Raw genomic sequence first — 24764 nt, 5'->3', positions numbered from 1 at the left:
CGTTTAGCCGCCGGGCGCGGCCTGCAGCCAGCGGCACAAGCGCAGCATAAAGGCATCGCAAGCCTGCAATTGCTCAAGGGTGATGAATTCGTCTGGTTTATGGCCTTGATCCATCGCGCCGGGGCCGCACACCAGCGTCGGCACGCCATGCTGTTGAAACAGACCACCCTCGGTGCCGAATGCGACGGTTTGCAGCGTGGCGGGCGGGGGCAGCATGGTCAGGATAGCATCGAGCGCGGCGGCAGGCTGGGTTTCCAACGCCGGATAACGGCTGAGCGTGGTGAAGGTAATGTCGCTCTCTGGCGCTACCGCTCGCATCTCCGGCAGCAGGCAGCGCTGCGCCCAACGGGTGATGTCGTCCACCAGCCGTTGGGCGTCCACGCCCGGCAGCGTGCGGATTTCAAAATCAAACTGGCAGTGCGCCGGGACGATGTTCAGCGCCTTGCCGCCGGCAATCACGCCGGTTTGCAGGGTAGAAAACGGCGGATCGAACGCCAGGTTTTGCTGCTGATGCAGCGTCTGCGCCAGTGCCATCAACTGCTGCATGATCCGCACCGCGTACTCAATGGCGTTAACCCCGGCGGGCGTATAGGCCGAATGGCAGGCAAACCCGGTCACTTCGCAGCGCACGGCGATTTTGCCTTTATGGCCAAGCACGGGCCGCATCGACGTGGGTTCGCCAACGATACAGGCAGCGGGCCGGCTCGGCAGGTGCTCAAGCTCCGCAAGCAGGCTATGCACCCCTTTGCAGCCCACCTCTTCGTCATAGCTGAACGCCAGCCACACCGGCAGGCGCAGCGGTGCGGCACACAGGCTCGGCACCAGCGCCAGCACCGCCGCCAGCCAGCTTTTCATATCGGCGGTGCCGCGCCCGTACAGCTTGCCGTCGCGCTCCGTCAGGGCAAAAGGATCGCTTTGCCAGCGTTGCCCATCCACCGGCACTACGTCGGTGTGGCCGGAGAGCATAATTCCCGGCCGATCCTGTGGCCCAATCACCGCCAGCAGGTTGGCTTTGTCACCGCCGGCATCGTGAAATAGCTGGCTGCTGATGCCATAGCCGGCCAGATAGCGGCGCACGTAGTCGATCAGCGCCAGGTTGCTGTTGCGGCTGACGGTGTCGAAGGCGATCAGATCGGCCAGAATGGCGCGGGTGCTGGGGTTACTCATCACCCGGCACGCCGTAGCTGGGTGCCTCCAGCGGATTAACCGCCCGCACCAGGTAATCTTCGCTCTGCGGCTGCCAGCGTTGCCACAGGCCAGCCAGTTGATTGATGGCGTCTTCATGCCAGTCAACGCGCAGATCGGTCAACGGCCAGCTCTGATTGCTGATGATTTTCATTCCGGCGGAGTAGATCGGCCCGGCTTCGCCGCCAGCGTGTAAACCGGCCTGTAGCGCGGCGATCAGCCGATCGCCCAGCGCCAGGTGGGGCGCGCGGGTAAAGGCGGCGATCATGGCGTCAATCACGCCGGGGTTGGCCAGCATATTGCCCGCCGCCACGCAGTGTTCGCCGATGGCGGTGTGGTGCACGCCCAGCGTGTGCGCGCCTTCAAACACCGCGCGGTTGCCGCGGTTATCCAGCACGGTGACCTGGCGATAATCGGCATAGGGCTCTTGCGCCATGGCGGTATCCAGCGCCTGTTGCGCCGTGTGCCCCTGGGCCAGCAGCGCCAGGATTTGCGGGCCGAGCGCGGGCAGGGTGACGTTCTGGCTGGATACCGCGCCCACGCCGCTCATCAGCCACGGGCAGCGCGCCGCCACCGCCATGCTGGACGAACTGAGCGCAATGCCGTACTGCCCGCTGCGCGGGCAAAATCCGCTTACCGAAAAGGTCATGCTTCCTCCTCGGGGATCACCGCGATCACATCGATTTCTACCAGCCACTGCGGCTGCGCCAGCCCGGAAACCACCAGCCCGGTCGAGATCGGGAACACGCCTTTCAGCCATTTTCCCACTTCCTGATAAACCGGTTCGCGGTAGCGCGGGTCGGTAATATAGGTGGTGGTCTTGACGATATGGCGCAAATCGCTGCCCGCCTCTTCCAGCAGTTGTTTGATGTTTTTCATCGCCTGCTCGGCCTGTTTGCCCGCATCGCCCAGCCCGATTAAATTGCCCGCGAAATCGGTGCCGACCTGCCCGCGCACATACACGGTATTGCCGGCCCGCACGGCCTGGCAGAGATCGTTATTCAGCGTTTGGTTGGGGTAGGTATCCTTGGTGTTGAACATGCGAATACGGGTATGGGTGGGTTGACTCATGATTGACTCCTTAATAGGCCGGCCGGCTGGTGATCATCTTGGCGCCTGATTACCCGGGGCACCCTCGTTGCATAACCGCCATTCTTCATGCAGGAGCGGCGGAAAATAAATAATGATTTTTCTTCGGGGACGCTCAAGAAAAACTGGCCTGGTTAAATTCGCGTTATTTCACCTTAACGCAGAGAAAAATACGCACATAGCCCGGCGTTCTGCCGCCAAGGCCAGTTTTTGGCTATAGCCTGCGTCGGAAAATATGAATTTAACTCCCGGCTGCGCCGTGAAAGAAATAGGGAAACCAATAAAAATTATCGTGGGCCTGCACCGGAGAAGCCAGACATGCATTCATACCTGCCAATTTGCGTCCCTGCGGGAGTACCGTTATGACCTTTGACTGGAGCTACATGCTTGGCCTGCTGAGCGACGTAGACTTCTGGCTGGCCACCTGGACGGTGATCAAGCTAAGCCTGCTGACCTGGGCCATCAGTATCGTGCTGGGGTTTATTCTGGCGCTGGGTAAACAGGCGCGGCACCCTTTGCTGAATCTGTCGGCCAGGGGCTATATCTGGCTGTTTCGCAGCATGCCGCTGCTGGTGCTGCTGATCTTTGTCTATAACCTGCCACAGGCGCTGCCGGCGTCTTCGGTGCTGCTGGGCGATCCTTTCTATGCCGGCCTGATTGCGCTGGTGTTGAGTGAAGCCGCCTACATCGCTGAAATCCACCGCGGCGGCCTGCTGTCGATCCCGAAAGGGCAGAGCGAGGCGGCGCGGGCGTTGGGGCTGCGTTTCACCGGCATCCAGTGGCGGGTGATCATTCCGCAGGCGCTGCGGGTGGCGCTGCCAGCGCTGGCCAACGAATATATCTCCATCGTGAAGCTCAGCTCGCTGGTTTCGGTGATCTCGCTGACGGAGATCCTGATGGTGGGCCAGCGGCTCTATTCGCAAAACTTCCTGGTGATGGAAACCATGACCGCCGTCGCGTTCTATTACGTGCTGATCGTCACGGTGTTTGATTTCCTGCTCAAACGTCTGGAGCTGTACCTGGATGTTACCCAGCGTAACAGCGCGCGCAGCGTCGAGCCGGCATTGTTTGAGCTGGCCGCGCAGCCTGCCGCCGGCGTGTTGCGCCCGGCGCCGACCAACGGCAGCCCGGCCCTGCAGGCTACGCGGCTGCATAAAGCCTACAACAATGTTGAAGTGCTCGGTGCCGTCAGCCTGCAGATTCAACCCGGTGAAGTGGTATCTGTCATCGGCCCTTCCGGCTCGGGGAAAACCACGCTGATTCGCCTGCTGAACGGCCTGGAGCAGATCGACAACGGCGAAATCATGATCAACGGCCAGCCGTTTATTCACCTGAATCAGCAGGGGCAGCAGAAGCCGCGTTTTGTCGAACACCCTGAGCATCGTTTGAATATCGGCATGGTTTTTCAAAGCTTTAACCTGTTCCCGCACCTGACGGTAATGAACAACCTGCTGCTGGCGCCGCGTTACCACCGGCTGGCGGCGGAAAGTGAACTGCAACGCCAGGCCTGCGCGCTGCTGCAAAAAGTGGGCATGCTCGAGCATGCCTATAAATACCCGCATCAGCTTTCCGGCGGCCAGCAACAGCGCGTGGCGATCGCCCGGGCGTTAATGATGCGCCCGCAAATCATGCTGTTCGACGAACCCACCTCGGCGCTTGATCCGGAAAAGGTCAATGAAGTGTTGCAGGTGATTGAAACGTTGGCCAAAGAAGGGATCACCATGGTGATTGTCACCCATGAGATGAACTTCGCCTTCAAGGTTTCCGACCGGATTGTGTTTATGGAGAAAGGACGGGTGGTATGTGACGAGGCGCCGCAGGCGCTGCGTGACGGCCGCCACCCGCGGGTGGAAGCATTTCTGAAGGATGTTTCGTTGGCTTAGGCATACATGCTGGCCTCGCCTTGGGCGTTGTTTAACGTTATTTCATCGGGGGAATCATGATTACGCAAGCACAGATCGACAGGTTTCACCAGGACGGCTATTTGGTGGTCGAGGACGTTTTAACGCCACAACAGATTAGCGCCCTACAGGGCGATTTTGACCGCTGGGTGGCGCAAAGCCGCGAGCACAGCGCCGCCTATGGCCATACCCAGGACGGCCGCGCGCGCTTTGATCTGGAAGGCGACCACCGGCCGGATCACCCTTCGCTGCGCCGGGTCAGTTCGCCCACCGAGATCTCGCCGGCCTATTACCAGGCGGCGTTCCAGTCACGCATGGCGGAGATTGCCGCGCAACTGATCGGCGGCAGCGGCACGCGTTTTCACCACAGCAAGGTCAATTCCAAACTGCCGCACACCGCCACGCAGGTGAAGTGGCACCAGGACTTTCTTTTCACCCCGCACAGCAATGACGACATCATCACTGCCCTGCTGATGGTGAGCGACGTTACGCCGGAAAACGGCCCGCTGAACGTGGTGCCCGGCAGCCATAAAGGGCCGCTGTACTCGCATTGGCAGCATGAGCGTTTCAGCGGCGCGGTGAGCGATGAGGTGGTTGCGCAGCACTGCCAACGGCCGGTGGCTTGTTTTGGCCCGGCTGGTTCCGTGTGCTTTATGCATACTCGCCTGCTGCATGCTTCCAGCCCGAATGAAACCGAACTGCCGCGCACGTTGTTTATCTGCGTCTATGCGGCAGAAGACGCACTGCCGTTTGGCGATAACCCATTGCCCAGCGAACACGGCGGCCAGATGGTACAGGGCACGGAGAGCGGCCTGGTGCGTTGCACGCCGAACCAGGTGCGCCTGCCGCAAAAACCGCGCGGCGCGTCGTTCTTTGTACAGCAGGCCGGCCAGGAGGCCAATTGAGGCGAGCCGCCTTGTCGTTATAACCCTGGGGATGCGCACGTGGCTCTATCCCTGACAATCCTTGATCGCTGTGGAGGTTGTATGAAACTAATGACGTGTTTACGGGCTGCTCACCGGGCCGCCGGCGTGTTAACCGCAGGGGCCTTACTGCTCGCTTCCCACGGGGCCGGTGCGGCGTTCCTGCAGCCGGGAAAAATCATTGCCGGCTCGGATTTGACCTTTTTCCCTTATGAATACATGGAGAAAAACAAACCGGCGGGCTTCGACATCGAGTTTCTCGATGGGTTGGCCGAGGTGATGGGCCGCCAGGCCGAGAATATCGACACCCGCTTCCCTAACCTGATCACCGGCCTGCAAGGCGGGCGGTTCGATATCATTAACTCGTCGATGTACATCACGGCGGAGCGCATGAAGGTGATCGATATGATCCCCTACCTGAAAAGCGGCGAGGCGATCCTGTCGCTGAAAGGCAGCGACTACCAGCCCAAACGCCCGGAAGATTTTTGCGGTCACAAAATCGGTTCAATGGGCGCCACTTCCTGGCTACAGCAATTGCATAAACTCTCGGCGGAGTACTGTGTGAAAAACGGCCTGCAGCCGATCGCCATCAGTGAATATACCACCGATCCGCAAACCACCCAGGCGCTGCTGTCCCGCGCAGTTGAAGCGCAGATCACCGATGCGGCGGTGGCGCGCGGCGCGGTGGAGAAGCTGAGCAACCGCATCGTGATTTCCTCCGACACACTGATCTATCCGGTGCTGAATGGCTTTGGCGTGAAAAAGGGCAATGACGAAGTGAAACAGGCGCTGATTGAGGGTCTGGAGAAATTCAGCAAGACGGAAAAATACGCCGCCCTGCTGCAAAAATATCGCTTCCAGGCACCGACGGCGGAAGACATCAAAACGTTGATGCCAATGCCGTAGAATCATCCGCGGCTCGCCGCCGGCCACTACGGCCGCGGCTGAACAGGGTGTGGGCAACATTGCCCACACGCCGGCAGGTTAACGATGCACAGCAGGCACAAATATGGCACTCACTTTTGAAGAGCAAACGCGTATCGATCTGGCGGCGGCGTTTCGCATCATCGCTAAGCTGGGGATGCATGAAGCGGTGGCTAACCACTTCAGCGCTGCGATTTCCGCCGACGGCAAACAGTTTTTACTCAACCCGAAATGGATGCACTTTTCACGCATCCGCGCCAGCGATCTGCTGCTGTTGCACGCCGACGATGAAAGCGCCGGGCAGCGTAGCGACGTCGACGCTACCGCCTGGGCGATCCACGGGCAAATCCACCAGCGGCTGCCGCAGGTGCGGGTGGTGATGCACCTGCACCCGGTTTACGCCACCACCATCGCCTGCCTGGAAAACGCGACCATTCCGCCAATCGATCAAAACAGCGCGCGCTATTTCAACCGGGTAGCGCTCGACAGCCTGTACGGCGGCATGGCCGATACGCGAGAGGAGGGCGCGCGACTGGCCGCATTGCTGCAGGGGCATAGCCGCTTGCTGATGGGCAACCACGGTGTGATGGTGACGGCCCCCACGGTGGGCGAAGCCTTCGATGATATCTGGACGCTGGAGCGCGCCTGCCAAATTCTGGTGAACGCCTACGCCACCGGGCAACCTTTGCGTATTCTGGATGCGGCGGTGGCGGAGAAAACCGCGCGTGACTGGGAGAAGATCCGTGATTTTTCCCAGCGGCATTTTGCCGAGATGAAGCTGTTGCTGCAGCGTGAAGATCCGTCGTTTGCTGACTGATGCCACTCTGGCCGCCAGGGCAGACAGTTGAAATAACCTGAGGTTTATTCTTGATATTCCGGGGTAAAACTTCCTACTATTCAGTGCTGCCTGGCAGCATATGGGCATTTACGCCTCTGGGATGGTGAATTATATGGAAGGATTACAATGAGGAATATTTTCTTTTTCGACGCGATGCTCACCCCGAAAATCATCACCGCCGTGTATTGGCTGTGCCTGCTGAGCATTGTTTTCGGCGGCGTCGGCGCGATGTTCTACGGTGAGTTTTTTCGCGGTTTGTTTGCGATCATCATCGGCGGTATTTTTACTCGCGTCTGTTTTGAAATGATCATTATTGCGTTTAAAAATAATGAATACCTGCGGAAAATCGCTGAAAAACCGTGATTTCCCCAGTCAGCGCCGGGCTTGCCCCGGTGTTGCCGGCCCTGTCTCTCTTAAACAACCCTTTCTTGCGCATTCCGCGCGCTATAATCACGGTGAATTTTGCGTTAATCAGGAGCAGGCATGCTTTCCAGGGTAATAATCAGATGGACCAAACGGCTGGTGGTGGTGATTGCCACCGTATTGCTGACGCTGTTTGCGGTGCGCATTTACGATAGCCAGCGTGGGCCTGCGCTGGAGCCGTGGCACACTTTTGTGCCGCATGAAATGAGCAGTGCAGAGCTGGACAAAGCTACCTGGGCCGATTACCTGGCCGCCGAGCAGCGGGTGTTTGATGAGGTAAAAACCCAGGTTACTGACAAGCTTGATCCCAGCGAACGCATCCCGATTAACCGCTATTTTTCCGGCAGCCCGATTTATCCAGAGCATTTCGCCCAGGACTGGAACCGCTCCTATGAGCTGATGCCGCAGGGGGCGCCGCGCGGTGCGGTGGTGATGCTGCACGGCCTGACGGATTCACCCTATAGCCTGCGCCATATTGCCGAGAATTATCGCCAGCACGGCTATGTTGTCGTGGGTATTCGCCTGCCGGCGCACGGCACCGTGCCCGGCGCGCTGACCGATATCGAATGGCGCGACTGGCTGGCCGCCACCCGGCTGGCGGTACGCGAAGCACATAGCCTGATAGGCGCCGGCAAGCCACTGCATATCGTCGGCTTTTCCAACGGCGGCGCGCTGGCGATGAAATACGCGCTGGATGCGCTGAACGATCCGAACCTGGTTGCCCCGCAGCGGCTGATTTTGATTTCACCGATGATCGGCGTCACCAGCTTTGCCCGCTTTGCCGGGATTGCCGGTTGGCCGGCTGTGTTCCCGGCGTTCGCCAAAGCCGCCTGGCTTGGCGTGCTGCCGGAGTTTAACCCGTTTAAATACAATTCATTCCCGGTCAACGGTGCGCGCCAGTCCTACCTGCTTAGCCGTTCGCTGCAGCAGGAGATCGCCCGGGCGGCGCGTGAAGGGCGCCTGGATAAGCTGCCGCCGGTGCTGACGTTCCAGTCGGTGATGGATTCCACCGTCAGCACCCGCGCGGTGATCCGCGCGCTGTATAACGAACTGCCGGCCAACGGCAGCGAACTGGTGCTGTTTGACGTAAACCGCACGGTGAACTTCGGCCCACTACTGCGGCCCAATGCCGCCTCTGCGGTCAATCAACTGCTGCCTGCGCCGCCGCGCCGCTACCAGACCACGGTGATCGCCAACGCATCACCGGAGAGCAGCGAAGCGATCGCCCGTATTACGCCGGCGGGCGAGGTGGTGGAGAGCACGCAGCCGCTGGGGATGAATTATCCGCCGGATATTTATTCGCTTTCCCACGTTGCCCTGCCGTTCCCGGTCAGCGACTCGCTGTATGGTCGTTACCCGCAGCGGCGCGATGAGTTTGGCATCAGCCTGGGAACCATTGCCGCACGGGGCGAGCGCTCCGTGCTGGTGGTGGATCTCGACACGCTGATGCGTATCGCGTCCAACCCGTTCTACCCGTATCTGCTGCAGCGCATCGACAATAAGCTGTAGCGGCCGTCTAGAGGAAGCCGAGGATGCTGAAGGCGTCATCCTGCGGAACATAGCCGAGCAGGCGGGTGGTTTCTTCCAGCGAGAGGCGTTTGTAGCTATTGTTGGAGATGCCGTGCACCACGGCATACTGCACGTTTTTCACCCGCAGGCAGCGATCGAGCAGATCGGTGGCGTCGCGGTGGCTGAGGTAAGCGCTCATATCGCGGGCGCTCGGGCGTTTATCGGCGGCCAGGGTGGTGAAATTGGCAAAACGCACGGCGACGGCGGATAGCCGTTGTTGATGCGCATAATAGGCGGCGATGCTTTCGCCCAGCGCTTTGCTGAGCCCGTAGAAGTTTTTCGGCCTGGGGGTATCTTCTGGCCGCACCTGGTAATCCAGGGGGTAGCCCTCAACCGCCTGGGCGCTGCTGGCGAACACCACGCGCCGGCAGCCCGCTTCTTTAGCCGCGCGGAAAATATTGGCCGTGCCCAGGATGTTATTGTTCATCAGCGAGGGATAAAAACCGGCAGCGGGTGAGGTATCGGCCGCCAAATGCAAGACGGTGTCGATATTGGCGCAGGCCTGGCGGCAGGCCGCGATATCGGTAATATCGCAGGCGATGGCCTGATCGTTGGCGCCGATGTCCGTCAGCATTGCGGTATCCCGTTCCGCTAACCGCAGGGGGTAGCGATCGCCGATGGCCTTGCGGAATACCGTTGCCACACGCCCTGCGGCGCCCGTGATCAGCACCCGCCCCATCTCGTTGCGCAATGTCATGGCTGCATTTTTCCTTAAAAGCAAATCCCGTTCCTTCCCGCACAGTAATAATCCCACCCGCGCATTTTGTCTATACATCAATAAAATAAGTTAATGTATTTGGTGTGATATACATCAATGAAACAGCGAATTTGGCGGCGGGATATGCCGTTTTGTCCAGGCTCCAGTACGGCGGTTTTGATTGGGAGTGATTTGTTTGGATAGCTAATTATTACCGACGTTATGTATTTTTTTGCGCATTTTGTGCGAAATGAATCCGGCAGGGTCTCCGCAGGCAATGGCGGGTGTGATTTGAAATTCATTAATTTAATAACATAAGAATTATTTATATTAATGTTTGCCGGGGCGGCGGCGGCGATCTGTATGCCAGATCACACTTTGCAAATTTCGCCGCACAAGCACTTGCCCAGAGAAAAACGGCAGTGTTACCGTCATGGCTCAGCCATTTTAGGGTTGTCACTGTTCTCACAGGCAAAACCTAAACCTCGTGCTTCTGTAGCCCTCATTGGGGCCAGAGGCGATGAGGTTTAGGTTTTTTTTTGCGCCGAATTTGGCCCACGGCGGGTTGGCCACCGCGGTTGGCGCCAGACGGCAAGGGACGTAGCTAAGGATGACAAGATGAAATATGAACAATTAGCCAGTGAGATTTTGGCCGGCGTCGGTGGCCGCGACAATATAAAAAGCCTGGTGCACTGCGCCACCCGGCTGCGTTTCAAGCTGCGTGACAACCAGCAGGCAGACGCCGAAGCGCTGAAGAAAAACGCCGGCGTGATCATGGTGGTAGAGAGCGGCGGGCAGTTCCAGGTGGTGATTGGCAACCACGTCGGCGATGTTTATGCCGCGATTAATCAGGCGGCCGGGTTGGCGGAAGCCGAATCGGGCGCGCAGGATGACGGCGGCAAGAAAGACAACCTGTTCAGCCGTTTTATCGATATCGTCTCCGGGATTTTTACCCCGCTGCTGGGCGTGATGGCGGCTTCGGGGATCCTGAAAGGGGCGCTGTCGCTGGCGTTGGCCTGTGGTTGGCTGCAGGCCGAGAGCGGAACCTACCGTATCTGGTTTGCCGCCAGCGACGCGCTGTTCTACTTCCTGCCGATCATGCTGGGTTACACCGCCGGGAAAAAATTTGGCGGCAACCCGTTCGTCACCATGACCATCGGCGCCGCGCTGACCCATCCGCTGATGATTGCGGCGTTCGACGCCGCGCAGCAGCCGGGCGCGGCGACGGAATACTTCCTTGGCATGCCGGTCACGTTCATCAACTATGCCTCGTCGGTTATCCCGATTATTTTTGCCGCCTGGCTCTCCTGCAAGCTGGAACCGCTGTTTAACCGCATGCTGCACAGCGCACTGCGCAATTTCTTCAGCCCGCTGCTGTGTCTGGCGATTGTCGTACCGCTGACGTTCCTGCTGATCGGCCCGGCAGCCACCTGGCTTAGCCACCTGCTGGCCAACGGCTACCAGGCGATCCACGCGTTTAACCCGATCATCGCCGGGGCGTTGATCGGCGCGTTGTGGCAGGTGTGCGTGATCTTCGGCCTGCATTGGGGGCTGGTGCCGTTGATGATTAACAACCTGAGCGTGCTGGGCCGCGACACCATGGTGCCGCTGCTGCTGCCGGCGGTGATGGGGCAGGTGGGGGCCACGCTTGGGGTGATGTTGCGCACCCGCGACGCCAAACTGCGTGTGATGGCCGGTTCCGCCGTGACCGCCGGGATTTTCGGCATCACTGAACCGGCGGTCTATGGCGTTACCCTGCCGAACAAACGGCCGTTTATCTTCGGCTGCATCGGCGGCGCGCTGGGCGGGGCGGTGATCGGCTATTTCCACAGTGCGGTTTACTCATTCGGCCTGGCCAGCGTGTTTTCCTTCGCGCAAATTATTCCGCCTACCGGCTTTGACGCCACTGTGCTGGGCGCGATTGCCGGCACGCTGCTGTCGTTCCTCTTCGCTGCCATTACCAGCTACCTTTTCGGCCTGGCGCCGCAGCCGGCGGAAGTAGCAGAAGAGGCCCCGGCGGCCGCACCGTCTGCCACCCCGCTGAACCGCAAAACGTTGGTTGCCAGCCCGATGAGCGGTGACGTGCTGCCGCTGGATCAGATTGCAGACCCAACCTTCGCCAGCGGCCTGCTGGGCAAAGGCGCCGCCATTGTGCCGCAGCAGGGGCGGGCAGTTTCGCCGGTGAACGGCACGGTGGCTTCACTGTTTAAAACCCGCCATGCCATCGGCATTGAATCTGATGACGGCGCACAGGTGCTGATCCACATCGGCATCGACACCGTAAAGTTGGACGGCCAACACTTCACCGCCCACGTTGCCGAGGGCGATCGGGTTCAGCAAGGCGACCTATTGATTGAATTTGACCTGGCGGCCATCCGCGCCGCGGGTTTCGACACCACAACGCCAATCATCATCAGCAACACCGAAGACTACATTGACGTTTTGGCCACCGATCTCGGCCCGGTGCAGGAACAGGCACCGCTGCTGACTTTATTACGTTAAGAGGAGATAACGATGACCAGCAAGTTTCCAGACAATTTCCTGTGGGGCGGCGCCGTAGCGGCAAACCAGGTGGAAGGGGCTTACCAACAGGATGGCAAAGGGCTGTCGACCTCCGATTTGCAGCCTGCCGGGGTGTTCGGCCCGGTAACGCCGCGCGTCCCTGGCGACAGTGGCATCAAGGATGTGGCGATCGATCTCTATCATCGTTACCCGGAAGACATCGCACTGTTTGCGGAAATGGGCTTCAAATGCCTGCGTACCTCCATCGCCTGGACGCGTATTTTCCCGCAGGGCGATGAAGAAACCCCGAACGAAGCCGGGTTGGCGTTTTACGACCGGCTGTTTGATGAAATGGCTAAATACGGCATCACGCCGCTGATTACCCTGTCGCATTATGAAATGCCCTACGGGCTGGTGAAGCAATACGGCGGCTGGAGCAGCCGACAGGTGATCGGCTTCTTTGAACGTTATGCGCGCACCGTGTTCGAGCGTTACAAACACAAGGTGAAGCATTGGCTGACGTTCAATGAGATCAATATGTCGCTGCACGCGCCGTTCACCGGCGTCGGCCTGCCGGAAGGCAGCAGCAAGAGCGACGTCTACCAGGCCATTCACCATCAATTGGTGGCCAGCGCCAGGGCGGTGAAAGCCTGCCATGAGTTAGTGCCGGGCGGGAAAATCGGCAATATGCTGCTTGGCGGCATTTTGTATCCACTAAGCTGCCGGCCGGAAGACGTGCTGGAAACCCAGCGCCAGAACCGTGGCTGGCAGTTCTTTGGCGATGTGCAGGCGCGCGGCTACTACCCGGCCTATATGCAGCGCTTCTTCCGCGAAAACGGCATTGAAGTTGATATCAGCGAAGAAGACAAACAGGCGCTGCGCGAAACCGTCGATTTTATCTCTTTCAGCTACTACATGAGCGGCTGCGTGACCGCCGACGAAGCGCTGAACCACACGGCGCGCGCCAATATTCTCAACATGGTGCCGAACCCGCATCTGCAAAGCTCCGAGTGGGGCTGGCAGATTGATCCTATCGGCCTGCGCTTCCTGCTCAACGAACTGTATGACCGTTACCAGAAGCCGTTGTTTATCGTGGAAAACGGGCTGGGCGCCAAGGATCGCGTTGAGGCGGATGGCAGCATCAACGATGACTATCGTATTGATTACATTAACGATCACCTGGTACAGGTGCGCGAGGCGATTGACGATGGCGTTGAAGTGATGGGCTATACCAGCTGGGGGCCGATCGATCTGGTCAGCGCGTCCAAGGCGGAAATGTCCAAGCGCTACGGCTTTATTTACGTCGATCGCGACGATGCCGGCAACGGCAGCCTGGCGCGTAGCCGTAAGAAAAGCTTCTATTGGTATCGCGATGTGATCCAAAGCAACGGCGGCAGCCTGAAAGTTAAGGGTTAACGCCACGCTATTTGCCCAGGCGCAATGCCTGGGCATTGTCTGGGCCGATCAACGGCCGCCGCTTGAAAAATAATTTTTACCAACAATGGGTATTACCGCCCAGGGATTGCTGTTGCCTACAGAAAGTGATGCGCATATTTGCGTCGATAAGGAGAATAAAAATGGAATATCGGTTATCCGGTGCGGCGGCCTTTACCGCCGCCCTGCTGGTTTGCACCAGCGCAGAGGCGCAAGCAGCGCAGGCCGAACGCGCTGAAACGCCCGAATGGCAAGGGGTTGCATTGGGTTTTGAACCGCCGAAAGCGGGGCTGCTGGGGGATATGCTGGGGATCCGGCCGATTCTGGAAGATCACGGCTTCCACTATACGTTGGGCTACCTGAGCCAGCTCTCCTATAACGCCGGCGGCGGGTACAACCACGATAAACAGGCGTCTTATATCGACCAGTTCTCATTTACCTTCAGCCAGGATCTGGAAGCATTGACGGGCATCCCGGATGCGGCGATCGAGGGGAATATCGTTAACCGTAACCATGACAACAGCCTGACGCGCGATCGGTTGCAGGATCAACGGGTCAACATCACCGATCTGTCGCAGGAAAGCTACGGTGGCCAGTCGATTACCCGGTTGGGCTGGCTGACATTCAGCCGCAGCTTTGACGATCGCCGCCTGCATTGGCGCATTGGCCTGATGAATAAAGTGCAGGACTTCGATCAGATTATCCCGTGTGATTTCCAAACGCTGAACCTGTGCGGCGGCAAATCGGCCAGTTCGCTCACCTGGTATAACTGGAACGTGCACTATTGGGGCACCACCTTGCAGTACAAGCTCACCGATGGCCTGACCCTGAAGACCGGGGTGCTGGAACAAAACCCGCAGGCGACCAGCCGCAGCCATGCCTGGAGTTGGTCCACCAAGGGCAGCAAAGGCATTCTGTTGCCGGTGGAGCTGGAGCTGAAAACCAATTACTTTAATCAGTTGCCAGGGATTTATAACCTGGGCGTGCTGTTTACCAACGCGGAGCAGCAGGATCTGTATCGTGGCGTCTCCGGCGGGCCGGGCGCGACCGATCCAGACGGTTACCGCACCCATGATCGCACCTGGTTCCTGTATACCGGCTTTAATCAGCAGGTGACGCGCCACGCGGACGATGCCAACCGCGGCCTGAGCGTGTCTTATAGCCTGGGCGTGGGCGATAAGCGCTCCAACTATATCCACTACACCACCTCTGCCAGCGTTCGCTATCGCGGTATGTTTGACGCGCGGCCAAACGACTGGCTGGGGTTGGGCGTTTCCATGGTGAAAGTGAGCGACAGCTATAAAGATAACCTGCGTTATCTGAACCAAATTAATAACGCCAGCAGTTCTAGCGATCCAAACTACTACCCGATACCGGGCCATTCGGTCACGGCGGAACTGTATTATCGCGTTGAAGTTACTCCGTGGCTGCAGTTGCAGCCGGGCCTGCAATACTGGCATCACCCTGGTGGTGTGAGTGACACGCAGGATGCCTGGGTAACCGCGCTAAAAACGGTGGTGACGTTCTAACGGTTAGGCGGCGTCGTTTTTCTGGTAGCGCTGGCGGGTGGCGTCGAACCAACTGGCGGGCACGTTGTGGGGCGGCAGCATTAGCTGTGCCAGCCCCTGTTCCACGATCTGGCTGGCCTGGCGCCACAGCGCCGGATCGCCTTCGGTCAGCACTTCCAGCAGCAGTTGCTTTTCCAGCAGGTAGGTTTTGGCAAACTGGCTGTCGTGCTCCAGCAGCGAGCGGGTGTTGTCGATCACATCCGCCAGCTTGATGGTTTTGGCCTGCGGAGAGGCGCCGGCACTGTGCCGGCGATCGCGGCTTTTGCGGATAAAGCGGCTGCCGCTCCCATGGATGCTGACGTTGGTCAACATATCCACCAGTTGCGCCACCTGCGGGCCGAAACGGCTGGCGATGTCGGCAAGCGTGGTCGGGGTATCTTCTACGGTGTCGTGCAGCCAGGCCGCGGCCAGCATCTCTTCGGTATGCGGCACGGTGCGCACCAGTTCCACCACCGCCTGCGGGTGGACGATATAAGGCGCGTTGGTATATTTCCGGCGCTGATCGATGGCCGCATGCGCCTGTGTGGCGTAGCGCCGGGCGCGTTCCTCCAATGTTGCAGTCATATCCTTCCCTTCCTTTCGCCAGCGGATGGCCTGTTGCCTATAGAGGAAAATAACACATTCGCTTCAAAAAGAAATAGCTTGCGATTACATAGTGCGCTATATATATTCGAACGATGAAAAATAAAAACCCTGAACAACTCAATGCGGAAAACACGCTGCTGCTCGATCAGCAGCTGTGTTTTGCCCTGTATTCCGCCAACCTGGCGTTGCACAAGGTGTATCGCAAACTGCTCAATCAGCTCGATCTGACCTATCCGCAGTATCTGGTGATGTTGGTGCTGTGGGAACGGGACGCGTTGACGGTATCGGCCATCGGTGAACGCCTGTTTCTTGATTCCGCCACGTTGACGCCGCTGCTCAAGCGCATGGAGGCCGCGGGCCTGCTGCTGCGCCGCCGTGCCGCCGAGGATGAGCGGCAGGTGATCGTTGCGCTGACCGATGCCGGGCGTGCGCTGCGTGAAAAAGCCCGCACGGTGCCGGAGGCGGTGATGTGCGCGACCGACTGCAGCGTTAATGAAATGCTGGAGATCAAGCAGCGGCTTGAATCGCTGCGCGGCAGGCTGATCAACCAGCTGTGAATCATCGGCACCCGTTTTTAATATAAGATTTAATTAATAAATAGTGAGCGATTAAATAGTAAGTTAAATTATGTCGGCGCGCGTTTACCTGATAAATCACGCGTCAAACCCGCTAACCTGCAAGCAACAAGAGGTAGTTATGTCTATTGAAAAAGTCGTTTACCAGGCGCATGCCAAAGCCACCGGCGGCCGTGATGGCCGCGCTACGTCCTCTGACGGCGTACTGGATGTGAAACTGGGGGTGCCGAAAGAAATGGGTGGCGCCGGCGGGGCAGTGACCAACCCGGAACAGCTGTTCGCCGCGGGTTATTCCGCTTGTTTCCTCGGCGCTTTGAAATTTGTCGCCGCCAAAGAAAAAGTGAAAATCCCGGCCGACGCCGCGATCGAAGCAACCGTGGGTATCGGTGAAATCCCGAACGGATTCGGCATTGAAGTGCAACTGGATATCACGCTGCCCGGCGTTGAACGTAGCGTGGCGGAAGCGCTGGTGAAAAAGGCACATGAGGTTTGCCCTTACTCCAACGCCACCCGCGGCAATATTGATGTGACGCTGAACGTTAAGTAACCGTTCGCAGGCGCCTATTAGGTAAGGTGGGGGAAGGCGCCCCGCCTTTTGCACTGTTCTGCCCTTCATACTTCAAATTGCGGATGTGTTGGCTTGGATCCCAGGGCCTCATCCTGCGCCAGCGCTGTTCAACACGCTTTTGCATTTTATCCTGCGGCTCGAATTATTTTTTTGGGTATAGTTTTATCGCCATCACAAAAAACGGCAAAAAAGCCCCCGCCTGCTAAGAGTTTTCTTGATTATTACCGATAAAACAGTGCTTATTGCCGACTGGCTGAACCTGCCAACATATTGACTGTCTGAATACATCAGTATCTTTTATGTCCTCTGGAGCCACCGCGTTACATGAACAAAGTAAAATCGCTATCACAGCAGAATTTATCGTTATTGTTAGCGATTTATATCGGCATCTTTTTAAACATTTCTGTTTTCTATCGCCGCTTTGACTCGTTGGCGCATGGCCTGCAAGGGATCAAGCTGGTGTCGGCGATCACTGAAGTGATCGCCATCGTCCTGTTTACCTTTTTTATCATGCGGTTGGTTTCACTGGGCGGGCGATTATTCTACCGTATCGTCGCCTCATTGCTGGTGCTGATCTCGGTAGCGGCAAGCTATTACATGACGTTTTTCAACGTGGTGATTGGCTACGGGATTATCGTCTCTGTGATGACTACCGATATCGATCTCTCCAAAGAGGTGATTGGCTTGCACTTTGTGGTGTGGATGGTGCTGGTCAGCGCTTTGCCGCTGCTGTTGATCTGGAAAAATAACCTGCGCGACACGCTGATCGAACAGTTGAAGCAGCCGGGGCACCGTATCCGCCCGCTGTTGGTGCTGCTGGCGGTGGTGGCGCTGGTATGGCTGCCGCTGCGGATGCTGGATAAGGCGCAAAGCGCGCAGGAAAAAATCACCAATATCGATTTACCCAGCTACGGCGGGGTGGTGGCCCACTCTTATCTACCGTCCAACTGGCTCTCTGCGCTGGGGCTGTTTGCCTACACCCGCTATGACGAAAGCCAGGACGCGGCCAATCTGTTCGATCCGTCCAAACATTTCACCTACGTGGCGCCGCCGGGTATTGATGACACTTATGTGGTGTTTATCATCGGTGAAACCACGCGCTGGGATCATATGGGGATACTGGGTTACGGGCGCGATACTACGCCGAAGCTGTCGAAAGAGAAAAACCTGGCGGCATTCCGCGGTGAATCCTGCGATACCTCGACCAAGCTTTCCCTGCGCTGCATGTTCGTGCGCGAAGGCGGCACTGAAGATAACCCGCAGCGCACGCTGAAAGAGCAGAATATTTTCGCGGTATTGAAAGAACTGGGCTTTACCTCCGAACTGTTCGCCATGCAGAGCGAAGTGTGGTTTTACAATAATACCGACCCAAACAGCTATTCATTCCGCGAGATGATCGCCTCTGAAAAGCGCAACGACGGTAAATCCGTGGATGACATGCTGCTGGTGAATGAAATGAAGGCTTCGCTGGAGCGCTATCCGAAAGGGAAGCATCTGGTGATCCTGCATACCAAGGGCTCGCACTACCTGTATTCGCAGCGTTACCCGCGCAGCTACGCCCGTTACCAGCCGGAATGCATGGGGGTGGATGATTTTTGCTCCAAGGAGCGGTTGATTAACGCCTATGATAACTCGGTGCTGTACACCGACAGCTTTATCGACAACGTGATTGATCAGGTGCGCGATAAAAAGGCCATCGTGTTTTACGCTTCCGATCATGGCGAGTCGATCGGCGAGAACTCGCATCTGCACGGCACCCCGCGCGAGATGGCGCCGCCGGAGCAGTTCCGGGTGCCGATGCTGGTGTGGGCTTCGGATAAATACCTGGCCGACTCACATAACCGGAAAGCCTTTGAACAACTGCAGGCGCAGCAGCGCATCGGCAAAACGCACCGCCATGTGGAACTGTTCGATACCATCCTCGGCTGCCTTGGCTACAGCTCGCCGGACGGCGGCATCGTGGCGAAAAACAACTGGTGCAGTGCACCGCCGTTGAAAGCCGCTTCCTCGCGTTAATGTCTATCTCCCTGCCGCCCGGCAGGGGGACGCTTTTCGCTTAGCCCAATACTTACCTTCGATCCCGCGCCAGCATGGGGGTATAATTTGCGCCCTTTACCTGACATCGGAGATATCCATGGCCTTACGCGTGGCGTTTATTGACGATCATGACATTGTCCGTTCTGGATTCGTACAGTTGCTTTCGCTGGAGACGGATATTCAGGTTGTGGGGGAATTCAGCAGTGGAGCCCAGGCGCGCGCCGGCTTGCCGGGGCTCGCGGTGGATGTCTGCATCTGCGATATCTCAATGCCCGACGGCAGCGGGTTGGATTTGTTGGCGGATATTCCTTCCGCCATCCATGTAGTGATGCTGTCGATGCACGATAATCCGGCGCTGGTGGAAATGGCGCTGGCGCGCGGTGCCAGCGGCTTTCTTTCCAAGCGCTGCAAGCCGGAAGATCTGATCACCGCCGTGCGCACCGTGGCCGGCGGTGGGGTTTATCTGATGCCGGAAATCGCACAGCAACTGGCGCGGGTGAAGGTCGATCCGCTCACCCGGCGTGAGCGTGAAGTCGCCCTGCTGTTGGCGCAAGGGCAAGAGGTGCGCCAGATCGCCGCCGTGCTCGGGCTATCGCCCAAAACCGTGCATGCGCACCGCGCCAACCTGTTCGCCAAGCTGGGCATCAACAATAACGTCGAGCTGGCGCAGCGGATGCTCAACCTATGATGCAACGCGCTATCACGCAATTGGCGCTGTTTTTTTTCTATGCCGCTAGCGCATTTTGCCTGTGGGGCATTGGCACGGCGATGATTGAGCCGCCCTGGCAGGCCCTGTTGTTGTTCCCGTTTGGCCTGCGCATGGGCATCTTGTTGCAATGCCCATACCGTTTCTGGCCAGGCATTCTGCTGGCGGACGTGATGCTGATGTGGCTGTTGGCCGATCAGTTTGGTTACGGGCCGGCGCTGTGGGCGTCGCTGGCGGTATTGGTGCTGACGACGTTGCTCAGTATGCTGATGTCGCCGTGGTTGCTGCGCCGTCAGCAAAGCGGCAGCGAGTGGCGCTGGCCGTTGCAACAAGGAGCGGTGGTCGCCGCCGCCGCGTTGTTGCAGGCCGCCGTATGGCAGATAGTCAGCGGCGAAGGGGGGCGGGCGCTACTGTTTGGCTTGGCAGGGGGGTTTACCGTGGCGCCGACCTGCCTGCTGCTGTGGCATTACCTGATGCGCCAGATCTGGGTGCCGCTGGAACCCGGGCTTATCCATCACCCGGTGCGGCTGCGCCTGCTGCCGCTGGGGGGCTATCTGCTGCTGTTTGCCCTGAGCATCTGGCTGCAACAGCAGGTGAATGCGGTGGAGTTGCGCCGTTTCGCGCCGTTTTGCCTGGCGATACCGATCGTCTTTATGGCTTACCGCTACGGCTGGAAGGGGGCGTTATTGGCCACCTTGCTCAACGGCGTGGCGCTGGTAGCTAATGAGCCGCCGCGCCAGGATGCTCACCGCGATCTGCTGCTCTCTCTTTTAGCACAAAGCCTGACCGGGCTGCTGCTTGGCGCGGGCATTCAGCGCCAGCGCGAACTCAACCTGCAACTGCGGCTGCGCCTGAATGAGAACCGCCAACTGGCGCGCGCGTTGGTGACGGCCGAAGAGCGCACCCGGCGCGAAGTGGCGCGGGAACTGCATGATGAAGTCGGCCAGACCATCACCGTTATCCGTACCCAGGCCAGCATTGTGAAACGTCTTGCCGCGCAGCCACCGCTGATCGCCTGTGCCGAGACCATTGAAGCGCAGGCGCTGCGCGTGTACGACGGCGTGCATGACGTGCTGGCCCAGTTATGGCCCGCGGCGCTGAACAACCTGCCGCTGTCGGCGGCGGTGGCGGCAATGCTGCGCGATTTGTTGCCGCAGGACGATTCACTGGTGAGCGTGGTGCAGTGGCAGGTGCCGGACGCATTGCTGGATGACACATTGAAAATCACCCTGTATCGGATTTGTCAGGAAGGCATCACCAATGCCTGCCGCCACGCCAACGCCAGCCAGATCGCGCTGCATGCGCGCCTGGAGGACGATCGCCTGCGCGGGCGCGTCATCCGGCTGACTATTCGCGATAACGGCCGGGGCATCGATCCGAGCAGCCACCAGCCGGGTTACGGCCTGCGCGGCATGCAAGAGCGCATCAGCGCGCTGGGCGGCAGTTTGCAATTAATGCAGGACCACGGTACCTGCCTGAATGTGACATTACCCGCAATTTCGCCGCAAGAACGGGAAAACTAGGAAATAGTCCTGGATCGATTGGGAAATCGGCGTAAGGCATTTGCGCGCGCGCGCGGCAAGATAGCGCTACTTTTTTATTCTCTGAGGTTCCATATGTGGTTCTTTCTTAAAAGCAGCCCGGATGCGCCGAAAATAACCGATCAAAAACAGATCGATTCAACCTACAAATACTGGCGTATTCAGCTGATGTGGACGATGTACATCGGCTATGCGGCGTTTTACTTCACGCGCAAAAGTTTCAACTTCATCATGCCGGCGATGCTGAGCGACCTTGGCCTGACGATGTCTGACGTCGGCATCCTCGGCACGCTGTTTTATATCACTTACGGCTGCTCGAAATTTATCTCCGGGATGATCAGTGACCGTTCCAACCCGCGTTATTTCATGGGGCTGGGCCTGATCATGACCGGTGTGTTGAACATCTTCTTTGGCTTGAGTTCGTCACTGTTGATGTTGAGCACGCTGTGGATCCTCAACGCATTCTTCCAGGGCTGGGGCTGGCCACCGTGTTCGAAAATTCTCACTAACTGGTACTCCCGCTCCGAACGCGGTGGTTGGTGGGCGATGTGGAATACCTCGCATAACTTTGGCGGGGCGCTGATTCCGCTGTTGGTCGGCGTTATTTCACTGCATTTCAACTGGCGCTACGGCATGATTATCCCCGGAATTATCGGCGTGATGCTGGGGCTGCTGATGTGCTGGCGCCTGCGCGACAAGCCGGGCAGCATGGGCCTGCCGACCGTAGGGAAATGGCGTAACGATGCCATGGAGCTGGTGCAGGAATCCGAAGGGCAAGGGTTGAGCAGCCGTGAAATCATCAAGCGTTACGTACTGACCAACAAATACATCTGGCTGTTGGCGGTGTCTTATGTGCTGGTGTACATCGTGCGTACGGCGATCAATGACTGGGGCAACCTGTACCTGACGCAGGAGAAAGGCTACTCGCTGATGACCGCCAACTCGGCGATCTCGCTGTTTGAAGTGGGCGGCTTCATCGGCTCGCTGGTCGCCGGCTGGGGTTCCGATAAGCTGTTTCGCGGCAACCGCGGCCCGATGAACCTGATCTTCGCTATAGGTATTTTCCTGTCGGTCGCCGCACTGTGGTTGATGCCGGGTGTAACCTACCTGCTGCAGGCGGCCTGTTTCTTCGCCATTGGCTTCTTTATCTTTGGCCCGCAGATGCTGATTGGCATGGCGGCCGCTGAATGCTCGCATAAAGATGCGGCGGGCGCTGCCACCGGTTTTGTCGGTCTGTTTGCCTACCTGGGCGCGGCGCTGTCCGGCTACCCGATCGCCCGGGTGATGGAAGTGTGGCACTGGAATGGCTTCTTTGTGGTGATTTCCATCGCTGCCTGCCTGTCTGCTCTATTCCTACTGCCGTTCTTGCGCGCGCAGTCACCAAAATTGGCACCGCAGACATAACGCGAAATGCGCTGCGCTGCAGCCGCGTAGCGCGTTTTTTGGCTAATGCGCTGATTTTGTCGCCAGCTAAATGGCCGGCGGCAAAAAGTGATTGACGCCTATTATCGCCAGCAGTAAGATGCGCCCCGCATCGGCGAGTAGCGCAGCCTGGTAGCGCAACACGTTCGGGACGTGTGGGTCGGAGGTTCAAATCCTCTCTCGCCGACCAATCCCTTATGTTGGCTACTGCCGATCAAGATTACAACGATTTACCCCGCTCGGCGAGTAGCGCAGCTTGGTAGCGCAACTGGTTTGGGACCAGTGGGTCGGAGGTTCGAATCCTCTCTCGCCGACCACATTCGAGAAACCTGCTTTCATAAGCAGGTTTTTTTTCGTCTGCAGTTTGGGAAAACCGTGCCGCCGAAGGCGGTTTCTTCCGGCGTTGCGGTGGAGTTGTTACATAATAAAATCCGGCACTGTCACTGCTGAAAGGTGAAAGGAAATGTCCGCCGGATGTGATACACAGGCGAATCAAATACCATAACGACACTATCAAATGTCATCATGGCAAGCCATTTCCCTTTGGCCATCCTCTGGGTGTGGGGCGTTTGGTGAGCTGTTTATGGAAATATAGAGCTTCGTCATAGGCGGAAGGCTCGTTTACTCGCATGTTGACAATCGTGCCCATATCCAGAACAAAGCGATATATTGATTTTAAGTAAAGTAGTTACTTAAAATGACCTCGTAAAGGCGTTTGCTGTTCCATTGTTCCCCAAACCCCTGCATAACTCTTATTAAGGAAGATATATCTGTGAAAATCTGGAATAAAATCAATATTGGCATAATTGTTTGGGCTACGCTCATTGGCGGAGCCATCAGTTCACTGGTGAAATCGGGTACTGAGGTTAATATGCCGCCTAGAGTTACTGGAGAGATCTCCCCCCCGGCTCTTAATATAGATGCCTGGCTTGGCGGATTAGGAATTAACTCTCATTCGCTGGACTATATTTATCAGGGCGTAACCATCCCTGGCGCGGTGATGCTTTATCACTGGCTTTTCAGTTTTGGGTTTGCTTTCTTGTATGTCCTCTTTGCAGCTGTTACCCCTAAAATAAGACTCTGGTATGGCGCTGCCTACGGCATTGTTATCACGCTTGTCATGCATGGTCTGCTCATTCCAGCCCTCGGCTTCCGGAATCCTGTATATCTTCACGGTAAAACAGGATGGCTTTGGGACCTCAATGGTTATGAGTTCTGGAGCGAGCTTATCGGTCATATTTGCTGGTCAGTGTCGATTGAAATCTGTCTCATCGCTGTGCTGGCTATTTTTTCGAAACCTCTCTGGGGAGCATGGGCGAATAAACGGCCAGACATGGAGAGCACTGTGCAGTGACAATCAGGCCGTCCTACGCCAGCGTAGTGGGGCGTTGTCTGCGCGAATTGACCTATTGGCTGACGTATGCCCTGACGGCCATGCAGAGAGTATAAGCGGCGGATTTTCGCCAGATCATTTTCAGTCCTACCGGTCATTTTCACGACAGTGCTGCAGTGGTTATGCAGCACTGTTGCAAATCTCAGGCGAGTGATAGTCCTTTCTGTTGGTGCGCCGCATGAACGTATTCAACGGCTGGCACTCCACTCGCGCATCCTTATGTGGGCGGTACACCGATATTGTTAATACGGCATCAGTTGCCGTTAATTCAACAAGATAAAGTGCTGGCAAATTCCGCGGCTGATGAATACCGATAAAGCCCACATACCTACATACGGGCACACGCAATGTACTTTTTTGCAACAACAACGGCGGCCATCTATCTCTGGCGAAGAGAAGGTTATTTTTCAGTAGGATAGGCTTACAATCATCAGGGGAATCTGCCTTCGTGGGATCCTCTTTTGTAGCACGTTATCGTAGTATAACCTGCCACTGACGATCTTTTAACAGTGAAAAGTTTTTTCACGATGCACAGATTGTTGTGTTTGGCTGTTCAAATAACAATCACCCGCCAATACCATTAACAGGAGATACAGTATTTCATCCTGTTTTTAGCAACTATTGTGAAATTTATAGAGTAAATACTCATCACTTAATCGGGGTCTTTTTTTGTTTTTTATCGGTTGAAAATGTGGTTTTTAAATAATTTACCGGATAGTAATTCTTCTTAACGGCTTTAATTCCTTATTTAAGTGCTGTTTTAGTTAATAAGTGGTATCTTTTATGTTTGTTTGTTGTTTCTCACAAACCGCGTAAAACCCTACAGGTTATATTGACGCCACCCCAAACAGTTGGCAATTTGGTAGCCTCAGGGGGGAGTTGGG

The 24764-nt window shown here is 57.3% G+C and carries 21 protein-coding genes and 2 tRNA genes; 18 read left to right on the top strand and 5 right to left on the bottom strand.

All coding sequences use genetic code 11. The annotated features are described in order from the left end of the window. Positions 1-3 precede the first annotated feature (3 nt). The 3 genes from argE to ACN28Q_RS11220 are packed head-to-tail and all read right to left on the bottom strand — an operon-like array spanning position 4 to position 2256. Positions 4-1167 carry an acetylornithine deacetylase gene (argE, locus tag ACN28Q_RS11230; protein ID WP_095846421.1) on the bottom strand — a complete coding sequence of 388 codons (1164 nt, stop codon included), beginning with the start codon at positions 1165-1167 and terminating at the stop codon, positions 4-6. Beyond that, positions 1160-1834: a DUF1028 domain-containing protein gene (locus tag ACN28Q_RS11225; protein WP_095846420.1), complete on the bottom strand. Its 675-nt coding sequence runs from the start codon at positions 1832-1834 to the stop codon at positions 1160-1162. The genes argE and ACN28Q_RS11225 overlap by 8 nt, the downstream gene beginning before the upstream one ends. Then, on the bottom strand, positions 1831-2256 hold the full coding sequence (locus ACN28Q_RS11220; RefSeq protein WP_095846419.1) for a RidA family protein: 426 nt from the start codon (positions 2254-2256) through the stop codon (positions 1831-1833). Before ACN28Q_RS11220 ends, ACN28Q_RS11225 begins: the two co-directional genes overlap by 4 nt. Before the next feature lie 380 nt (positions 2257-2636). Here ACN28Q_RS11220 and ACN28Q_RS11215 point away from each other — a divergent pair, with 380 nt between their 5' ends. The 6 genes from ACN28Q_RS11215 to ACN28Q_RS11190 all read left to right on the top strand — a co-directional run bounded on the left by ACN28Q_RS11215 (position 2637) and on the right by ACN28Q_RS11190 (position 8792). Next, a complete protein-coding gene (locus ACN28Q_RS11215; RefSeq protein WP_095846418.1) occupies positions 2637-4157 on the top strand; it encodes an amino acid ABC transporter permease/ATP-binding protein in 1521 nt (506 codons plus the stop codon). A gap of 56 nt (positions 4158-4213) precedes the next feature. After that, positions 4214-5080 carry a phytanoyl-CoA dioxygenase family protein gene (locus ACN28Q_RS11210; protein WP_095846417.1) on the top strand — a complete coding sequence of 289 codons (867 nt, stop codon included), beginning with the start codon at positions 4214-4216 and terminating at the stop codon, positions 5078-5080. 90 nt (positions 5081-5170) lie between these two features. Further along, a complete protein-coding gene (locus ACN28Q_RS11205) occupies positions 5171-6004 on the top strand; it encodes an ABC transporter substrate-binding protein (RefSeq protein WP_095849000.1) in 834 nt (277 codons plus the stop codon). Between the two features lie 103 nt (positions 6005-6107). After that, complete coding sequence (locus tag ACN28Q_RS11200) at positions 6108-6839, top strand: class II aldolase and adducin N-terminal domain-containing protein (RefSeq protein WP_095846416.1); 732 nt, start codon at positions 6108-6110, stop codon at positions 6837-6839. 147 nt (positions 6840-6986) lie between these two features. Continuing rightward, positions 6987-7223 (top strand): DUF4282 domain-containing protein, encoded by a 237-nt coding sequence (locus tag ACN28Q_RS11195; protein ID WP_095846415.1) that lies wholly within the window; start codon positions 6987-6989, stop codon positions 7221-7223. 120 nt (positions 7224-7343) lie between these two features. Continuing rightward, the gene (locus tag ACN28Q_RS11190) at positions 7344-8792 is read left to right on the top strand and encodes an alpha/beta hydrolase (protein WP_095846414.1); all 1449 of its coding nucleotides are present in this window, start codon (positions 7344-7346) and stop codon (positions 8790-8792) included. 7 nt (positions 8793-8799) lie between these two features. Here ACN28Q_RS11190 and ACN28Q_RS11185 read toward each other — a convergent pair whose 3' ends face one another. Continuing rightward, complete coding sequence (locus tag ACN28Q_RS11185) at positions 8800-9549, bottom strand: NAD-dependent epimerase/dehydratase family protein (protein WP_095846413.1); 750 nt, start codon at positions 9547-9549, stop codon at positions 8800-8802. Positions 9550-10167: 618 nt separating this feature from the next. Between ACN28Q_RS11185 and bglF the strand changes: the two genes are divergently transcribed. The 3 genes from bglF to ACN28Q_RS11170 all read left to right on the top strand — a co-directional run bounded on the left by bglF (position 10168) and on the right by ACN28Q_RS11170 (position 15014). Further along, positions 10168-12051 carry a PTS beta-glucoside transporter subunit IIABC gene (bglF, locus tag ACN28Q_RS11180; protein ID WP_095846412.1) on the top strand — a complete coding sequence of 628 codons (1884 nt, stop codon included), beginning with the start codon at positions 10168-10170 and terminating at the stop codon, positions 12049-12051. Between the two features lie 12 nt (positions 12052-12063). Then, positions 12064-13467 carry a glycoside hydrolase family 1 protein gene (locus tag ACN28Q_RS11175; RefSeq protein WP_095846411.1) on the top strand — a complete coding sequence of 468 codons (1404 nt, stop codon included), beginning with the start codon at positions 12064-12066 and terminating at the stop codon, positions 13465-13467. Positions 13468-13628: 161 nt separating this feature from the next. Continuing rightward, positions 13629-15014 carry a carbohydrate porin gene (locus ACN28Q_RS11170; RefSeq protein ID WP_095846410.1) on the top strand — a complete coding sequence of 462 codons (1386 nt, stop codon included), beginning with the start codon at positions 13629-13631 and terminating at the stop codon, positions 15012-15014. Between the two features lie 3 nt (positions 15015-15017). Here ACN28Q_RS11170 and ACN28Q_RS11165 read toward each other — a convergent pair whose 3' ends face one another. After that, entirely contained in the window at positions 15018-15617 is a 600-nt protein-coding gene (locus ACN28Q_RS11165; RefSeq protein ID WP_095846409.1) for an HD domain-containing protein, read from the bottom strand. Positions 15618-15730: 113 nt separating this feature from the next. Between ACN28Q_RS11165 and ACN28Q_RS11160 the strand changes: the two genes are divergently transcribed. From ACN28Q_RS11160 to ACN28Q_RS11120, 9 genes are all read left to right on the top strand, one after another. After that, entirely contained in the window at positions 15731-16195 is a 465-nt protein-coding gene (locus ACN28Q_RS11160; RefSeq protein ID WP_095846408.1) for a MarR family winged helix-turn-helix transcriptional regulator, read from the top strand. Positions 16196-16334: 139 nt separating this feature from the next. After that, on the top strand, positions 16335-16760 hold the full coding sequence (locus tag ACN28Q_RS11155; protein WP_095846407.1) for an organic hydroperoxide resistance protein: 426 nt from the start codon (positions 16335-16337) through the stop codon (positions 16758-16760). Between the two features lie 345 nt (positions 16761-17105). Beyond that, the gene (gene eptB, locus ACN28Q_RS11150) at positions 17106-18797 is read left to right on the top strand and encodes a kdo(2)-lipid A phosphoethanolamine 7''-transferase (RefSeq protein WP_095846406.1); all 1692 of its coding nucleotides are present in this window, start codon (positions 17106-17108) and stop codon (positions 18795-18797) included. Positions 18798-18915: 118 nt separating this feature from the next. Next, positions 18916-19506, top strand: coding sequence for a response regulator transcription factor UhpA (gene uhpA / locus ACN28Q_RS11145; RefSeq protein ID WP_095846405.1), 591 nt, complete (start codon positions 18916-18918; stop codon positions 19504-19506). After that, complete coding sequence (uhpB, locus tag ACN28Q_RS11140) at positions 19506-21047, top strand: signal transduction histidine-protein kinase/phosphatase UhpB (protein ID WP_095848999.1); 1542 nt, start codon at positions 19506-19508, stop codon at positions 21045-21047. Before uhpA ends, uhpB begins: the two co-directional genes overlap by 1 nt. A 93-nt stretch (positions 21048-21140) precedes the next feature. Beyond that, complete coding sequence (gene uhpC / locus ACN28Q_RS11135; protein WP_095846404.1) at positions 21141-22469, top strand: MFS transporter; 1329 nt, start codon at positions 21141-21143, stop codon at positions 22467-22469. Positions 22470-22600: 131 nt separating this feature from the next. Continuing rightward, positions 22601-22677: transfer RNA gene (locus tag ACN28Q_RS11130), tRNA-Pro, on the top strand. A 50-nt stretch (positions 22678-22727) separates the two neighbouring features. Continuing rightward, positions 22728-22804, top strand: a tRNA-Pro gene (locus ACN28Q_RS11125). 455 nt (positions 22805-23259) lie between these two features. Then, complete coding sequence (locus ACN28Q_RS11120; protein WP_183096474.1) at positions 23260-23841, top strand: YagU family protein; 582 nt, start codon at positions 23260-23262, stop codon at positions 23839-23841. Positions 23842-24764: the final 923 nt, after the last annotated feature.

The sequence above is a fragment of the Gibbsiella quercinecans genome (assembly GCF_002291425.1).
Taxonomy (GTDB): Bacteria; Pseudomonadota; Gammaproteobacteria; order Enterobacterales; family Enterobacteriaceae; genus Gibbsiella; species Gibbsiella quercinecans.
The sequence above is the reverse complement of the archived record's forward strand: the minus strand, read 5'-3'. Positions and strand labels throughout refer to the sequence as shown.

Bases quoted from the DNA above. Each gene is read 5' to 3' on its own strand.
- argE (WP_095846421.1), bottom strand. From the start codon at position 1,167: ATGAGTAACCCCAGCACCCGCGCCATTCTGGCCGATCTGATCGCCTTC.
- ACN28Q_RS11225 (WP_095846420.1), bottom strand. From the start codon at position 1,834: ATGACCTTTTCGGTAAGCGGATTTTGCCCGCGCAGCGGGCAGTACGGC.
- ACN28Q_RS11220 (WP_095846419.1), bottom strand. From the start codon at position 2,256: ATGAGTCAACCCACCCATACCCGTATTCGCATGTTCAACACCAAGGAT.
- ACN28Q_RS11215 (WP_095846418.1), top strand. From the start codon at position 2,637: ATGACCTTTGACTGGAGCTACATGCTTGGCCTGCTGAGCGACGTAGAC.
- ACN28Q_RS11210 (WP_095846417.1), top strand. From the start codon at position 4,214: ATGATTACGCAAGCACAGATCGACAGGTTTCACCAGGACGGCTATTTG.
- ACN28Q_RS11205 (WP_095849000.1), top strand. From the start codon at position 5,171: ATGACGTGTTTACGGGCTGCTCACCGGGCCGCCGGCGTGTTAACCGCA.
- ACN28Q_RS11200 (WP_095846416.1), top strand. From the start codon at position 6,108: ATGGCACTCACTTTTGAAGAGCAAACGCGTATCGATCTGGCGGCGGCG.
- ACN28Q_RS11195 (WP_095846415.1), top strand. From the start codon at position 6,987: ATGAGGAATATTTTCTTTTTCGACGCGATGCTCACCCCGAAAATCATC.
- ACN28Q_RS11190 (WP_095846414.1), top strand. From the start codon at position 7,344: ATGCTTTCCAGGGTAATAATCAGATGGACCAAACGGCTGGTGGTGGTG.
- ACN28Q_RS11185 (WP_095846413.1), bottom strand. From the start codon at position 9,549: ATGACATTGCGCAACGAGATGGGGCGGGTGCTGATCACGGGCGCCGCA.
- bglF (WP_095846412.1), top strand. From the start codon at position 10,168: ATGAAATATGAACAATTAGCCAGTGAGATTTTGGCCGGCGTCGGTGGC.
- ACN28Q_RS11175 (WP_095846411.1), top strand. From the start codon at position 12,064: ATGACCAGCAAGTTTCCAGACAATTTCCTGTGGGGCGGCGCCGTAGCG.
- ACN28Q_RS11170 (WP_095846410.1), top strand. From the start codon at position 13,629: ATGGAATATCGGTTATCCGGTGCGGCGGCCTTTACCGCCGCCCTGCTG.
- ACN28Q_RS11165 (WP_095846409.1), bottom strand. From the start codon at position 15,617: ATGACTGCAACATTGGAGGAACGCGCCCGGCGCTACGCCACACAGGCG.
- ACN28Q_RS11160 (WP_095846408.1), top strand. From the start codon at position 15,731: ATGAAAAATAAAAACCCTGAACAACTCAATGCGGAAAACACGCTGCTG.
- ACN28Q_RS11155 (WP_095846407.1), top strand. From the start codon at position 16,335: ATGTCTATTGAAAAAGTCGTTTACCAGGCGCATGCCAAAGCCACCGGC.
- eptB (WP_095846406.1), top strand. From the start codon at position 17,106: ATGAACAAAGTAAAATCGCTATCACAGCAGAATTTATCGTTATTGTTA.
- uhpA (WP_095846405.1), top strand. From the start codon at position 18,916: ATGGCCTTACGCGTGGCGTTTATTGACGATCATGACATTGTCCGTTCT.
- uhpB (WP_095848999.1), top strand. From the start codon at position 19,506: ATGCAACGCGCTATCACGCAATTGGCGCTGTTTTTTTTCTATGCCGCT.
- uhpC (WP_095846404.1), top strand. From the start codon at position 21,141: ATGTGGTTCTTTCTTAAAAGCAGCCCGGATGCGCCGAAAATAACCGAT.